The sequence below is a fragment of the Aureimonas pseudogalii genome (genome assembly GCF_014196835.1).
GTDB classification, from domain to species: Bacteria; Pseudomonadota; Alphaproteobacteria; order Rhizobiales; family Rhizobiaceae; genus Aureimonas; species Aureimonas pseudogalii.
The window spans coordinates 742,812-756,187 of sequence record NZ_JACIEK010000001.1 but is presented as its reverse complement, the minus strand read 5'-3'; the positions used below and the strand labels follow the sequence as shown (position 1 = coordinate 756,187).

The following is a 13,376-nucleotide window of genomic DNA, read 5'->3' as shown; positions in this document are numbered from 1 at the left end:
CCGGCGACGTCTCGCAGGCCGGCTCGGTTGCGATCGCCTACACTGGCACGGCGACGAACGGTACCGACTACACGCCGTCGGTTGCTACCGGTAGCACGGTCAATTTCGCTGCAGGGGCCAGCACCGCGACCGTCACGGTCACGACGACGCCGGATGCAGTCGTCGAGCCGGACGAGACGGTGATTGCGACGATCTCGGGCGTCGTGGGCGGTGGCACGATCGGCGCCAGCGCGACGGCGACGGGTACAATCACCAACGACGATACGGCTCCGGTGACGCCGCCGCCCACCACTCAGCCCCCTACCACACAGCCTCCTCTCACGAACGGCACTCCTGGCAACGACACGCTCGCGGCGGGCAATTCTACCACGCCAGTGTTCGGTGGAGGCGGTGCTGATCAGATCACTGCAACCCCTGATGCTGGGAGTACTGCCCAGCTGTACGGCGGTTCGGGTTTTGCAGACCCCAATGATGCGGGCGACACCATCTCAGTATCGGGCGCCGGATCGGCCATTATTTTCGGCAATGGCGGAGATGACGTCATTGTCTTTAACTCCACCGGTACCGCCAGCATCTTCGGCGGCGTTGGCAACGATCAAGTAATCATCACCAACAACTCGGCCAACCAGATCACAGCCGGGCCGGGCGATGATGCGATCCAAATCAACGGTAACGGCAACAACTTGGTGCTGGGTGGTTCTACGATCACCGATCCGAATGATGGGGCGGACCGCATCACGATCGTTGGGAACGGGAACAATGTCGTCTACGCCAATGGCGGTGACGATGTGATCGTGTTCACCGGGACGGGTGCCAACACCGTTTTCGGAGGCGTCGGAAACGATAACATCACGGGTGGCTCAGGAGCGGATCGCATCATCGCCGGCCCTGGGAGCAACGTGATCACTGGCGGTGCCGGCGCAGATCGTTTCGTTCACTCCGTTGGTGGTCAGGACATCATTACCGACTTCAACTTCGCAGCGGGAGACCGCATCGAGCTTGGCGGCCAGCCCTACGCCTTCACGCAGACGAGCGACGGGAACACCGCAATCCTCATTGGGCAGGGTGGTGTGATCGTTCTTCAGGGCATCACGCCTGGTACGCTGACGGCTGATATCTTTGCATAACGGCTGTTACTCTCGATAACTACGAGCCCGCCCAGCGTTGCTAGGCGGGCTTTTTCATGAGCCATACTTCCCCGTACTTCGGCGCTCACCCATGTTTCAAATGGCGGGTCGGGCCAAACAAGCGAAAGCCACCGGAGTGCGATGATGGCCCGGCGGCTTCCGTCAGGCTGAACCTACGCAACACGTCCAGCTGCCTGCGATGATCGTCGCAAAACACACTCAACAATTCCCTCGCCCGGCCCTCACGCCGGGCTTTCGTTTGCCCGGAGGTCCTCATGATCGAGTTCAACGGCTTTCGCGGCGTCGCGAAGCCTCTCGACGACATCGACCTGCCGCGCCTCGGTCATCGGATCGGGGTGGGCGAGGACGAGATCCACGCCGTCATCGATGTCGAGGCCGCCGGCGGCGCCTGGGATGCGCGCGGGCGACCGAAGATGCTCTTCGAGCCGCACCGCTTCTGGAAGAACCTCGGGCCGGGCGAGAAGCGCGACCGGGCCGTGGCGGCGGGGCTCGCTTATCCTTCGTGGGGCGAGAAGCCCTATCCCGGCGACAGCTATCCCCGGCTCGCGCTGGCGATGGCGATCGACGAGACGGCCGCGCTGAAATCCGCCTCGTGGGGGCTCGGCCAGATCCTCGGCGAGAACCACGCGATGGTCGGCTTCGACACCGTCCAGGCGATGGTGATGGCGACGCTCGACGATGCCGATCGTCACCTTGAGATGATGGTCGCCTTCATCCTGTCGGCAAGACTCGACGGCGCGTTGCGGGCGCATGATTGGGCGCGGTTCGCGAGGGGTTATAACGGTCCGCAATACGCCAAGCACGGCTACCACACACGGCTTGCCGCCGCCTACGCCCGCTGGAGCCGCATTCGCGACACGCCGTGGTCGCCGGTGATCGAAGGGGAGGCGGTGCGGGTGCCCGTTCCGACGCCGCGGCCCGAGCCGATCCTGCTGCCGGCGCCGTCGACGGACGTCGTCGTGACGAGCCCGGCACCGCCACCGGAGCCGACCGTTCCGACCGGCGGGCCGAAGGCCAAGGCGAACGGCGCTGCGATCGGGGCGACGCTGGTGGGGCCGGTGCTGCTGCTCTTCGCGAAGTTCGGATGGATTCCCGCCGAGATCGCCAACGACCCGGAGACGGTGATCATCGTCACGACGCTCGTCGTCGCGGCTGGCGGCTATGCGGGCGCCTTCCTCGCCCCTCGCAACGCGGCGCCGGGTTGACCACCGTGCCGGCTTCTCACGCGGCGTCGCATTCACGCTCGTTCCACCCCTACCTCGCAGAAGGACGAGCCGTTCGCATGGACTGGATGTTCGGAGCCGACGCGCGGCTGCTGCTGGCCGGTGCCCTCGGCGGCGCGGTCAACTGGCTGACGCGCAAGACCTCGTGGCGGGATGGCGTCGGCCAGATCGTCGTCGGCGCGATCTGCGCCCTCTACCTCTCGCCGCTCGCCATCCCCGCGCTGACGCCGGCGCTCGGCGCGATCATCGGCACGCCCGCGGAACTCGCCCGCCTCTCGGCCTTCGTGATCGGCGTCGGCGGCGTGTCGGTCTCGGGCTTCGTGCTCGACGTCTGGCACTGGCGCCGGCGCCGCCTCTCAACCGTGGATGAGGACAAACCCAATGGATAAGGTCGCCATCGCCCACGCCTTCCGAAACATGCTGGCGACGATCGGCGCCGGCGTGTTCCTCGTCGGCGGCTTCTTCATCTTCTCCGGCGTCCAGCACATGATTGGGCGATGGGAGGTGGACCGATGGCCAGTGCTCGCCACCGTCACGGTCTGCGAAGGCGCGCGTGCGCCGGACACAGGCGCATGTTCGGGGCCGGTCGTGGTCTATGAGGGGTTCCAGCAGACCGCCGCCCGCTGCGACGGCCGGGACGCGATCGTGAGCGGCACGCTCTCCAAGGTGCGGACCGACGCCTCCTACATCGAGGGCCGGCAACAGATCTTTTACGGGGAGCCGAACGGCCGCTTCCGCAGCACCTTCTTCGAGTTCGAGGACCAACAACCGGGCGTGCCGACGAATCGACCGCTCGGCATACAGGAGTGGGGGCCGTGGCGGCTGATCGGGGGATGCGTCACCGGCTACGCGACCTGGTTCACCACCGTCGAGCATCGGGCATGGCATGGATTCTGGCCGCTGCCGACGACGGCGGGGCCGTTTCCGCTGCCGCGCGCCAAGGTCGTCGGCTAGATCACGAAGATCATTGCCGCGAAGAGGGCCGGCCACATGAGCGCGTATCGGGTCATCGTTTAGCAAGCCACAAGCTCGCTTGAAGTTCCAGAGCCCCGCCTCGGCCCACCGGCCGGGGCGGGGCTTTTCTCGCGTCAGGCGGCGTGCTCTCGTCCGCGCATGTGCAATCTCTACGCGATCACCAAGGGCCAGGCGGCCATCCTGCAGTTCACGCGGACGATGGAGGACCGGCTCGGCAACCTGCCGTCGATGCCCGGCGTCTTCCCCGACACGAAGGCGCCGGTGGTGCGGGTGGTCGACGGGAAGCGCGAGCTGACGGCGATGCGCTGGGGCATGCCGTCGCCGGCCTTCGCGCTGAAGGGCCTGACGCGTGATCCCGGCGTCACCAACATCCGGAACACGCAGAGCCCACACTGGCGGCGCTGGCTGGGGCCCGAGCGCCGCTGCCTCGTGCCGTTCACGTCCTTCTCGGAATACGAGACGACGGCGGACAAGCGGAAGGTCCCGGTCTGGTTCGCCGCCGACGAGAGCCGCCCGCTGATGGTCTTCGCCGGGGTCTGGACGACGTGGACCAGCGTTCGGAAGGCGAAGGAAGGCGAGGTGACCGTGGACGCGTTCGGCTTCCTGACGACGGATGCGAATGCCACGGTCGGCGCCATCCACCCAAAGGCGATGCCGGTGATCCTGATGGACGCCGAGGAGATGGATGCTTGGCTGCGCGCGCCTTGGCCAGAGGCCAAGAGGCTGCAGCGGCCGCTACCCGACGATGCGCTGCGGATCGTCGCGAAAGGCCAGCGACTGGACGATCCTCAGCCGTGATCGGCGACCGGTGGGTGATCCACAGCCACCGGTCGCCTATGGCAACTGGCGCACGGCCTCGAACCGCTGCTTGAGATCTAGCAACGCACGCACGGCCATTCTCGCATCGCCGCCGCAAGCTTCAATCGCCCGCTCGACTTCGGCGTCGCGGTCCATCGGCCGACCCGGCATCCTATCTCCGGGCGTCGTCGTCGTACCGCGGGCAAAATCCACCTCGCCCTGTGTGATCGCTTTCGCGAAGTCGAGTGCCGTGGCCTGGAAACCTGCGACGGTTCGATAGTCGTCGCTCTCTACCTGCAACAGCACCATCGCCAGCGAGCACTTCCTCCAGACGTCGTAGGCGAGGCGGACGAGTTCAGCTTGCTGGTCGGGAAAGATCGCGGGATGGCGCTGCGTCCGTCGTCCGCCGCCGCTCATCGGGCACCCCGGCGCACGTAGCCGGCGGAGATCCGCTGCGCGTAGGCCTCCATCAGGGAGCGCTGCCCTGCGATCAGCGCGCCGATCGCCACGCGGGGATCCCCGCCGGACACCCGGATGGCGTCGTCGATCGCCGCTTCCAGATTGTCGCTCAAGGGCAGGTCGGTGATCGTTTCGGCGAGGCGTGACATCGGAGGGCTCCATGATTCGATCTGTGGATGATGCCTTCAAAGACGCTCGACGGGAAGCATTTGTTCCTATTTTGTTCCTGCGCGGTAGGAATGGAGTCGGACGGTGGTGCAGCGGATACGGAGCTTCGAGGAAGGGTGCCGCCGTCGTCTCGGCATCGTCGTGAAGTGCGAGCGATGCTCCAAGCACGTGACCTATCTCTGCCGGGACTTCGAAGGGTATATCGCGCCGCATGCGGAGATCGAGGATCTGATCTGGCGTTGCTCGTGGTGCCGGACGCCATCCCGGTGGGTGCGGTACACGTTGATCGACGTGAACAATCGCGAGGCGCTGGCACAATGGACGCCGCCGCCATGGCTCAAGCGTCGATGGCCGGTGGGGATCGATGAACTGGAAGCGAGAGGCAACCCCTAGCGGCGAGGCGGCGGCCGGCGGAAGGGTGTCCCTTCTGGCCCGAGCGTTCCGGTCCACCGAGCCACCTCGATCGTGCCCAGCATCTTCCGGTCTTCCATCATGCCTTTGATGTTGCCGCGGGCCAGTTCGAGCAGCGCGATCGCCACGTCGTCCTCGGTCCAGCCGGCTTCCTCTCCGGCGGTGCGCAGCGCCAGGAACGCCGCGTCCATCGCAGCCTGGCAGTCGGCGCTGCGATTGGCGTAGTCCTCAGTGGTCTTCGGCGGCGAGATCCCGGTCATCCACCCCAGCTGTTGCCGAGAGCGGAAATGACAAGCTTGAGCCCGTTCTCCAGATCGCCCTCCGGCAAGGGCTCCAAACGCTCCGCCGTCTCGAGGGTCGTCCAGTGCAGGGTGTGCGTTCGCTCGATCTCTGGGTTCACCTCGAGCCCCTGATCGAACCGCTCTGACAAGTCCATTGGACAGGGTTGCGGCTGCCTACGCCTTTCGCAACATGGTGGTGACGATCAGCGCCAACACGGGAGAATCCTAGGGGCCGTTGATCGTCCAAGCCGTCGTGGTTGTGCTAGTCTGCGCCTGAGAAGCGACTGTCTGAGCTAGCACCACATGTTCGAAACTTCCTGTACCGATGCGTCCAGTTTGTGATGGTAGAACGAAGCCAACTCTGGGTGAAATTTTGACTTCTCACCCAACGCTATCAGAGCGAAAGCCGAAGACATTCCAAAACATACAAGTGATGCGAGGCGTTGCAGCGCTTCTCGTCGTGATCATGCATCTGTTGCGCGTTGTAGCTGCCTTCTATGAGCAGAATGGATCTTACGCGGGATGGATCGCCGTCATTGCTCCGCACACTCTTCCGCTTGGGCTCATTGGCGTCGATTTGTTTTTTGTCATCAGCGGGTTTGTTCTGTTCCTTTCAGCCCGGCGATCAGCAGAAAGAGGCGATACAGGGCGTTTCGCGCTTAACCGGTTTCTGAGGATTTATCCGCTCTATTGGATTGTCTTTCTCTTCAGCGTTTTCAGCACGAGCTTTGTCGACCCAACGTATCCGATGAAAGCGATGGCAAACTGGCCGGAATGGTTCTTGATAGACGTCACCAACCGTTATGACGTGATCGCTGCCGCTTGGACGTTGATGTACGAGGTTTACTTCTACGCCGGGATTGTAGCGATCCTGCTCGTTGCGCCTGTGCATCTGGAAAAAGCGCTCGTCGGATGGGTCGTGGTGCATCTCATCCTGATCACCCTAGCTCGCGTCGGTTGGATCGGATCGCTCAATCCAGTGACGGACGCCATTTTGATGGACTTTGCAGCCGGTATGCTCATCGCGCACTTCGCGTCGAAGGGTCGACTGCCCTATCGTCGGGTGGCGCTTTTGCTCTGTGTGCCGATGCTGGCACTCGGCCTCGTCTTCCTCTCCACCCAGGACCAAACCGTGCAGGTGGACCGGGTCTGGCGTCTGCTGACCTTCGGGGTCGTCTCGGTGGCCTTAATCTACGTGGCCGTGTCCAGGGAGCAAGACGGGCGTCGTATGATGCCGTCCTTGAGATGGCTGGGTGACGCCTCCTACTCCCTTTATATCTGGCATCTGCCAGTCTTCTGGACCTTGAACTGGACAGGGTCGCGATTGGGGATCTACAGCTTCGAGCGACCTTACCTGACAGCGTTGGTATGGGGGGCGATCACCCTGGCCACTTCGATTCTGTCTTACCGCTGGATCGAGCGCCCGATTCTACACTGGATGAAAAAGCCCCGTACCTCTGGAGCCGTCGCACCGACAGCATCGCTTTGAGTGATGGGATGATAGCCAGAAAAGTTCATGCTGAGACACTGATGCATTCTCCCCCGCTTTCGAGCTTTGACGGCCGCCGCGACAACAATTTCACATTGATCCGGCTTGTGTTCGCGCTGATGGTTTTATGGGGCCATGCCTGGCCCATCACGGGTTCCGGCTTCGACCCGCTATCGACAATGGTGATGCCGGGAACATGGGTCGGAGCCATTTCCGTAACCGGCTTTTTCGCCATCAGCGGGTTTCTCGTGACGGCGAGTTTCGAAAACCGTCCTTGGCGCGACTACGTGCTGAGCCGGGCACTTCGCCTCTACCCTGCGGCGCTCGTGTTCTTTGCGCTCATGCTGGGCGTTTTGGGGCCGGCCCTCACGTCGGTGAGCGTCGAGGAGTTTTTCACGTCGCCCCAGACATGGTCGTTCGCCCTGGGGGCGTTGCTCCTCGACCTTCGGACGGTGCTGCCGGGCGTGTTCGACAACCGGCCTTTCAGCAATTCCGTCAACGGATCGCTCTGGACAGTGATCCTCGAACTGCGGTGCTATGTTGCCGTCCTCGTGTTCGGCCTTCTCGGAGGCTTTCGGCGTCGCACCATCGCGAACGGAGTTTTGGGATCGATGCTCGTGCTGGGCTACTTCCTGCAGCCCTACCTGCCGTCCATCGGAGTCGCACCAAACCACAATCGGCAGTACGCCTACTTCGTGATCGGCTCGCTTCTCTGGATCAATCGCGATCTCGTGCGGCTGAACGGCATTGCGGCCACCGTGGCAATGTTGGTGCCGTGGTTGTTTCTGGGAACGGTCCTGTTCCCCATCGTCCTGTCGGTCTGTCTCGTGTACGCGATTTTCGTTCTCGCCTACACTGCACCGCATGTCGATCTCGACCGGTTCGGAGATTTCTCCTACGGCATCTACATTTACGCGTGGCCCGTCCAGCAGGCTATCTGGTGGTCTGGGCAAACCCCGTGGCAAAACGGTTTGATCGCTACGGCAATCGTGGTGCCACTCAGCATCGCGTCCTGGTATGCGATCGAGCGGCCCGCACTCAGGTGGCGGGGAAACCTTGGTCAACGGTTGAGAGCTGGGGCTTAAGAGATCACTTCCCCCAAGGCCGATACGGTGTGCCGATCTTCGCGAGCTCTACGGCTCCTGCAAGTACGGTGCAGACGGGTAGGATAGTGCCTCACCTCTCACGACTGCCTCGTCGAACTTTCTCCATTGCTCAGTGCAGAGAGCACGAGCTTGAGCCCATCCTTGAGCTGGCCATCAGGGAGGGCATCCAGACGCTCGGCCATTTCCAGCGTCGTCCAGTGGAGGTTGTGCGTTCGCTCGATCTCCGGGTTCTCCTCCAGTCCGTCGTAGAACCGCCGAACGTCGCAACCGAGAGCCTGGCTGAGACAATAGAGGGTGCTCGCACTCATCGCATTGAGGCCGGACTCATAGCGTTGAATCTGCTGATGGGGCATTCCAACCTTTTCGCCCACCTGCGCCATCGTCAGGCCCGCTTGCCGACGAAGATCGCGTAGGACCGATCCCATGTGCACGCTGCTCGGAGTCTTGGGCATCAGGCCGGCCTGCCAGGGTTGCCTTCGGCGCGAGGCGGCGTCGCACGATCGATAAGCGCCATCACAGCCTTTCGCATTTCCGGGTCGAGGATCGCCTCCAGACTCTCGGCGTGCCTGACGACCGACCATTGGCTTTTGCGAAGGGGCCCATGCCTTTCGACGCCGGGCAATCCTTCATAAAAGAAACCGATCTCGACATCGAAGAGGATCGCTATCCTGTAGAGCGTCTCGGCACTGATGCGGTTCTCGCCGCCCTCATACTTTCGGAACTGCGTGGTGCTGACGCCGAGCTCCTTCGCCAAAGCGTTCTGGCTCCAGGCGAGCGCCTCTCGGCGCTCAAGAACCCGTCTGCCCAGGTGGATCTCAATATCCTCAACTCTCATGTGACGCGCACCCTCTTCCTCCACGTCAAGCCACAGGTCAGATCGAACCGCTGGTTCCAGTCGCCCTAGATCGCCACGAAATGGGCCATCTGCTGGCCCCTCGGGTGGTTCCAGTCTCGGATGCCGTCCAAACGCCAAGCAAGGCCTTCCATGGCGAAGCGGATGTCGCGCTCCCAAACATGGAACGGGTCGCAGAAGGAGAAGGTCTCGACCTCACCGTGCGGCGGCTGGCGGATCCCCGCGCTCGCGTCGACCTCGTCTTCTGCCATGAAGAAGGTGCAGAAAAAGCGTCCGCCCGCTTTCATGCAGGGTCGCAGGCGAGTCAGACAAAGTCGAAGGTGGTTGATCGGCAGGTGGGTGAAGACGCTCTGGGCGAGTGCGACGTCGAAGACCACACCGTCGAACGGCAGCAAAAAGGCGCGTTCCTCGGCGAGGTTCTCGCGCGGCAAGCGGTTCACCAAGCCAAGCGGCCTGATTTCCTTCTCGTAGCCTTCCTCGAGGAGGGCGCCGAGGTAATCGACCCCGTAATAATGGCCAGGATCTAGATACGGGACGAGCGCAACGCCTGCGCGAAGAGACCCGCATCCGATGTCGATCAGCCGGTCGTTGGGGCGCAGTCCTTGGTCAACGAGATAGTCGCGCTGGAGTGAGCCCATCTCGTCCCAAAGGCCCCCGATGATGTTGCGGTGGCCATCAGGCGCGGCAAGCCGCTTCGAAAAATCGTCGTCGTATGGGTTCAATGACAAATGACTCTCCGAGAAGGTGCAGCTTCTGAGGGTGAGGCGACAACCCCAGATCACGAATTTTTTGCAACGGCGCATTGGGTTGATCATGGGCCGACGCTTTTTTTGACGCCGGTTGCCGAACGGCCCGAATATCTACCCTCTTGCCGCTGTAAAAGGCAGCGGCTGTAGGACGTTGGTCAAATGTGTTGAAATCATTGAAGCTTGATCGAAGCTGGATGCCGTGTGGCATGGCTGCATCACCAATCTGCAGTGGCTGGCGAGGACAGAGCGAACGAGCTTGCTCTTCGGTATGACGTTATGCATACGTCCTTCAGCAGGGGTCAGTTACCGCGTGGTAAGAGGCTCCCATGCAGGGAGGGTGCGCAGTGTGCACGCTCGCACCTTGACCGTCCTATCGGGGCTCCAGGAGAAAACAAATTGGCTAGCACGATTTACACCGGCACCGCGTCGCAGACGACCGCTTACGCTGCCACTGACATCTACACGCTTGCGGTTACCCCCGGGTCGATCACGAACGTTTCCCAGCAGGGCTCCAACGTCGTCATCTCGACGGGCGCTACCGCTCTTACGATCACGGGCGTTACGCTCGCTCAGCTTGCGACGGCGAACTTCGCAGTCCAGGGCGGCGGCGCGGTCACATTCGGTGACGGCACGTCCGACACCCTGGCTGACGCTTTCGGCAATCAGCTGACTGGCACTGCCGCTGCTGACGTGTTCCTCGGCCTCGGCGGAAACGACGTGATCCGCGCTGGCAACGGCGCGAACCTCGTATATGGCGGTTCGGGCGTGACCGATCCGAACGACGGCAACGACACGATCGGCGCCGGAACTGGTAACGACACGATCTACGGCAACGGCGGCAATGACCTGATCGTCGGGACGTCCGGTTCTGACGTGATCTATGGTGGCATCGGCTCCGACACGATCGGTGCAGGCACGCTGTCGATCGGTGGAGAAGCTGCTGCAGGCGTGACGAGCAGCGTCCTCGCGGGTCAGACGACTTCGGTCTATGGTGGCGGTGGGTTCAACGACACCGTCGATGGTGCCGACACGATCAACTACGCTTCGAACGCTGGCAACCTGACGGTTTTTGGTAATGCCGGCGGCGATACCATCAACATCATCGGCGGCGCGGCTGGTAACCAGACGGTTTACGGTGGTCTCGGCAACGACACGATCGCCGTCAACACGACGGGCAGCTCGCAGATCTTCGGCGGCGCGACCGACTCGGACAACATCTCGCTGACGCAGGGCGCGACCTCGAGCGCAACCGTCTACGGTGGTACCGGTGTAACGGACTCCACCGATCTGAACGACACGATCAACGTCGGTGGCGGTACGGCTGTCGTTTACGGCAATGCCGGCGCAGACACGATCACGCTGACTGGTTCGGTTCGCTCCACCGTCTATGGTGGCGTCGGCAACGACACGATTTCCGTAACCCTCGCTGGTACCGACACGACCAATGGGGCGGTTATCTACGGCGGTTCCGCAGATTCCGACTCGATCACCGTTGTCTCGACCACTGACCAGAACTCGACCATTTTCGGTGGTTCGGGCATCAATGACGCAGCCGACCTTGCCGACACCATTGTCGGCGGCGCCGGTAACGAAGTGATCTATGGCAACGGCGGTGCAGATCGTCTTGTGACCGGCACTGGTAACGACCAGCTCTTTGGTGGTGCAGGTGCGGACCTCTTTGCAATCACCGGGAATGGCAACAAGCTCGTTGCTGACTTCGGCGTTGGCGGAACTGCGGACACCATCCTGCTCGGTGCTGGCGTAACTCTGGGAACGCCCACTGTCACGATCGGACCGAACGGTTTCTCGATCGCGAACGGCGCGACCTTTGGCCTCCAGGTCAATGGCACGACTACGACTGCAACCACGATCGGTGTTGACGGAAACGGCGACTTTGCTCTTGGTGCAACCGAGGCGCGCGTCGTCGTCGGCACAAACACTGCCGCGACCCTGACGGGCACGACTGGTGCGGACGACACCATCTTTGGTGGTGCAGGCAACGATACGATCACCTCCACGACCGGTTTGAATACTAACGACGTTATCAATGCTGGCGCCGGTAACGACGTCATCAACCTGACGCAGGGTACTTACGGCGTCGTCGATGGTGGTCTTGGCACGGACACGGTCGCTTTCACGGGTGGCTCGACCACGCTCAACATCGGTGGACTTGCGAACGTTGAGACGCTCACAGTCGCCAATGATGGAGTGTACAGCTTCAACTTCAATAACACTGAAGGTGCGATCGTTGCAGGTCAGACGCTGACCGTAAATGGATCGGCTCTTACGGGAAATAACACGCTGACGTTCAGCGGCGCCGGTGAGACTGCTGGTGCATTCTCGATCATTGGCGGTGCGGCATCTGACACCCTTACCGGCGGTAATGCTGCTGACACCATCACCGGTGGTGTGGGCGGCGACGTTATCTCCGGAGGCGCTGGAACCGATACGTACATCTACAGTGCGGCGAACCACTCGACTGTTGTCACCGGTGCAGCAACAACTGTAGCGACTGCCGGCATCGATCTTGTTTCGCTTACCAGCGGTGACATCATCGACTTTGCTTCGGACGTCACGGCTGTGGTCGGATCGGGCAATGCGACCGCTATCGCGGTTGGCACCGCCAACTCGGTTACTGCCGCGTCCGCGCTGACGACTGCAATCGCCAACGGCATCACCGAGGCAGCTGGAACGGCTTTCCTCATTGAAGTTACTGATGCAGGCACAAACACTACGTTCTCTGGAACATACTTGGTCTACTCGACCGACACGACGTTCTCGGACAACGATTACCTGATCAAGCTGACTGGCACGAATGTCACCGGTGACGATACCATCGCAATCTCGGGCGGCAATATCGCTTACACTGTCGTCTAAGACGCAAGCTTAAATACTATGGAAGAGGGCGGCTAGATGCCGCCCTTTTTTTGTTGTTATTCGACAGCGGAAAGAGACTAGCCAATAGATTTGCTCAATGGTTGGATGGCTAGCAAGCAAGATTGGGTAGGTCGAATTTATTACATATGTTGGTCACATCGCCTAACTTGACGTCCTTTTAGACTTTAGTCGCACCGTCGCACGGGGCCGTCGTTTCATGGCGCCCCGTACAGGCTACACCAACCGCACATTTGGCGAGAAGCTGGCCGTCAATGGCTCCGAGAAGCGAATTGCCTCACAGATGATGACATGATCTCTGGGCTCGCGCCGAAAAGTGAGCTTTTCGCCGAGGGGAAGACAAGCGGCATCACTTTCGACGGTCTTTTGGTCGTTGAACGTAGATAACCTGTCGCTCGAACCCAAGTGTCCTGGCTAACGCATTGCTGATAGCCGTCCGACGATGCCGCCGCACGACATTGCAGACGTACTGTTTGGAAAAACCTGTAGCTGCCGCGAAGGCCTGTTGCGAGCCTGCCAGTTCGATCGCCCTCAGAAGCGCTAGTCGTACGTCATCTTCGGTCGATGCGCCTTCCTCGACCCCCTGAGAACTCGCGGACGCTACGTCTTCCCAAAGGGACGCCGAAGGCTCCGGTCCGTCGTGAATCGTCATGCCGTTCGTTTCCAACCAAAGACATGCGACCGAAGGGGAATCACTAGCGGCACGAAATGTTCGTGGTTCTGTCCGCTGCGCGCCCCCGCAACCAAATCGACGACCCGAAGGGTGGTTCTGGATCTCCAGAACCACCCTTCGTCGTTTCTGCCGTCATGCTGAGATGTCG

Annotated in this window: 16 protein-coding genes; 9 read left to right on the top strand and 7 right to left on the bottom strand. The window is 61.7% G+C overall.

The window, feature by feature from the left end; translation table 11 throughout:
• The 5 genes from GGR04_RS03365 to GGR04_RS03345 form a co-directional block, all read left to right on the top strand.
• The coding region (locus tag GGR04_RS03365; protein WP_183197843.1) for a calcium-binding protein at positions 1–1,127 on the top strand (1,127 nt) is incomplete at its 5' end.
• 275 nt (positions 1,128–1,402) lie between these two features.
• The gene (locus tag GGR04_RS03360; protein ID WP_183197841.1) at positions 1,403–2,353 is read left to right on the top strand and encodes an N-acetylmuramidase family protein; all 951 of its coding nucleotides are present in this window, start codon (positions 1,403–1,405) and stop codon (positions 2,351–2,353) included.
• A gap of 77 nt (positions 2,354–2,430) precedes the next feature.
• Entirely contained in the window at positions 2,431–2,760 is a 330-nt protein-coding gene (locus GGR04_RS03355; protein ID WP_183197839.1) for a hypothetical protein, read from the top strand.
• Entirely contained in the window at positions 2,753–3,325 is a 573-nt protein-coding gene (locus GGR04_RS03350; protein ID WP_183197837.1) for a hypothetical protein, read from the top strand. The genes GGR04_RS03355 and GGR04_RS03350 overlap by 8 nt, the downstream gene beginning before the upstream one ends.
• Positions 3,326–3,484: 159 nt before the next feature.
• Positions 3,485–4,144, top strand: a complete 660-nt coding sequence (locus tag GGR04_RS03345) for an SOS response-associated peptidase (RefSeq protein ID WP_183197834.1) — start codon at positions 3,485–3,487, stop codon at positions 4,142–4,144.
• Between the two features lie 36 nt (positions 4,145–4,180).
• Here GGR04_RS03345 and GGR04_RS03340 read toward each other — a convergent pair whose 3' ends face one another.
• Both GGR04_RS03340 and GGR04_RS03335 read right to left on the bottom strand, forming a co-directional pair.
• Complete coding sequence (locus GGR04_RS03340) at positions 4,181–4,561, bottom strand: hypothetical protein (protein WP_183197832.1); 381 nt, start codon at positions 4,559–4,561, stop codon at positions 4,181–4,183.
• Positions 4,558–4,752: a hypothetical protein gene (locus GGR04_RS03335; protein ID WP_183197830.1), complete on the bottom strand. Its 195-nt coding sequence runs from the start codon at positions 4,750–4,752 to the stop codon at positions 4,558–4,560. The genes GGR04_RS03340 and GGR04_RS03335 overlap by 4 nt, the downstream gene beginning before the upstream one ends.
• A 103-nt stretch (positions 4,753–4,855) precedes the next feature.
• Between GGR04_RS03335 and GGR04_RS03330 the strand changes: the two genes are divergently transcribed.
• Positions 4,856–5,164 carry a hypothetical protein gene (locus GGR04_RS03330; RefSeq protein ID WP_183197828.1) on the top strand — a complete coding sequence of 103 codons (309 nt, stop codon included), beginning with the start codon at positions 4,856–4,858 and terminating at the stop codon, positions 5,162–5,164.
• Here GGR04_RS03330 and GGR04_RS03325 read toward each other — a convergent pair.
• Together GGR04_RS03325 and GGR04_RS03320 are read right to left on the bottom strand one after the other, a co-directional pair.
• A complete protein-coding gene (locus GGR04_RS03325) occupies positions 5,161–5,442 on the bottom strand; it encodes a hypothetical protein (RefSeq protein ID WP_183197826.1) in 282 nt (93 codons plus the stop codon). The two genes, GGR04_RS03330 and GGR04_RS03325, sit on opposite strands and share 4 nt — an antisense overlap.
• A complete protein-coding gene (locus GGR04_RS03320) occupies positions 5,439–5,612 on the bottom strand; it encodes a hypothetical protein (RefSeq protein ID WP_210291612.1) in 174 nt (57 codons plus the stop codon). The genes GGR04_RS03325 and GGR04_RS03320 overlap by 4 nt, the downstream gene beginning before the upstream one ends.
• Before the next feature lie 176 nt (positions 5,613–5,788).
• On the opposite strand from GGR04_RS03320, the gene GGR04_RS03315 reads away from it, so the two are divergent.
• A complete protein-coding gene (locus tag GGR04_RS03315) occupies positions 5,789–6,952 on the top strand; it encodes an acyltransferase family protein (protein ID WP_312857391.1) in 1,164 nt (387 codons plus the stop codon).
• A gap of 41 nt (positions 6,953–6,993) precedes the next feature.
• Complete coding sequence (locus tag GGR04_RS03310; protein WP_183197820.1) at positions 6,994–8,037, top strand: acyltransferase family protein; 1,044 nt, start codon at positions 6,994–6,996, stop codon at positions 8,035–8,037.
• Between the two features lie 98 nt (positions 8,038–8,135).
• On the opposite strand, the gene GGR04_RS03305 is transcribed toward GGR04_RS03310, so the two are convergent.
• The 3 genes from GGR04_RS03305 to GGR04_RS03295 form a co-directional block, all read right to left on the bottom strand.
• Entirely contained in the window at positions 8,136–8,510 is a 375-nt protein-coding gene (locus tag GGR04_RS03305) for a helix-turn-helix domain-containing protein (RefSeq protein WP_183197817.1), read from the bottom strand.
• Complete coding sequence (locus tag GGR04_RS03300) at positions 8,510–8,893, bottom strand: helix-turn-helix domain-containing protein (RefSeq protein ID WP_183197815.1); 384 nt, start codon at positions 8,891–8,893, stop codon at positions 8,510–8,512. Before GGR04_RS03300 ends, GGR04_RS03305 begins: the two co-directional genes overlap by 1 nt.
• 65 nt (positions 8,894–8,958) lie before the next feature.
• Entirely contained in the window at positions 8,959–9,726 is a 768-nt protein-coding gene (locus tag GGR04_RS03295; protein WP_183197813.1) for a class I SAM-dependent methyltransferase, read from the bottom strand.
• A 330-nt stretch (positions 9,727–10,056) separates the two neighbouring features.
• On the opposite strand from GGR04_RS03295, the gene GGR04_RS03290 reads away from it, so the two are divergent.
• Positions 10,057–12,537: a beta strand repeat-containing protein gene (locus GGR04_RS03290; RefSeq protein WP_183197811.1), complete on the top strand. Its 2,481-nt coding sequence runs from the start codon at positions 10,057–10,059 to the stop codon at positions 12,535–12,537.
• The last annotated feature ends 839 nt before the right edge of the window (positions 12,538–13,376 follow it).

Coding starts and splice junctions, on each gene's coding strand:
- GGR04_RS03305 (WP_183197817.1), bottom strand. CDS start 8,510: ATGCCCAAGACTCCGAGCAGCGTGCACATGGGATCGGTCCTACGCGAT.
- GGR04_RS03310 (WP_183197820.1), top strand. CDS start 6,994: ATGCATTCTCCCCCGCTTTCGAGCTTTGACGGCCGCCGCGACAACAAT.
- GGR04_RS03325 (WP_183197826.1), bottom strand. CDS start 5,442: ATGACCGGGATCTCGCCGCCGAAGACCACTGAGGACTACGCCAATCGC.
- GGR04_RS03335 (WP_183197830.1), bottom strand. CDS start 4,752: ATGTCACGCCTCGCCGAAACGATCACCGACCTGCCCTTGAGCGACAAT.
- GGR04_RS03340 (WP_183197832.1), bottom strand. CDS start 4,561: ATGAGCGGCGGCGGACGACGGACGCAGCGCCATCCCGCGATCTTTCCC.
- GGR04_RS03355 (WP_183197839.1), top strand. CDS start 2,431: ATGGACTGGATGTTCGGAGCCGACGCGCGGCTGCTGCTGGCCGGTGCC.
- GGR04_RS03300 (WP_183197815.1), bottom strand. CDS start 8,893: ATGAGAGTTGAGGATATTGAGATCCACCTGGGCAGACGGGTTCTTGAG.
- GGR04_RS03360 (WP_183197841.1), top strand. CDS start 1,403: ATGATCGAGTTCAACGGCTTTCGCGGCGTCGCGAAGCCTCTCGACGAC.
- GGR04_RS03315 (WP_312857391.1), top strand. CDS start 5,789: ATGCGTCCAGTTTGTGATGGTAGAACGAAGCCAACTCTGGGTGAAATT.
- GGR04_RS03295 (WP_183197813.1), bottom strand. CDS start 9,726: ATGATCAACCCAATGCGCCGTTGCAAAAAATTCGTGATCTGGGGTTGT.
- GGR04_RS03345 (WP_183197834.1), top strand. CDS start 3,485: ATGTGCAATCTCTACGCGATCACCAAGGGCCAGGCGGCCATCCTGCAG.
- GGR04_RS03350 (WP_183197837.1), top strand. CDS start 2,753: ATGGATAAGGTCGCCATCGCCCACGCCTTCCGAAACATGCTGGCGACG.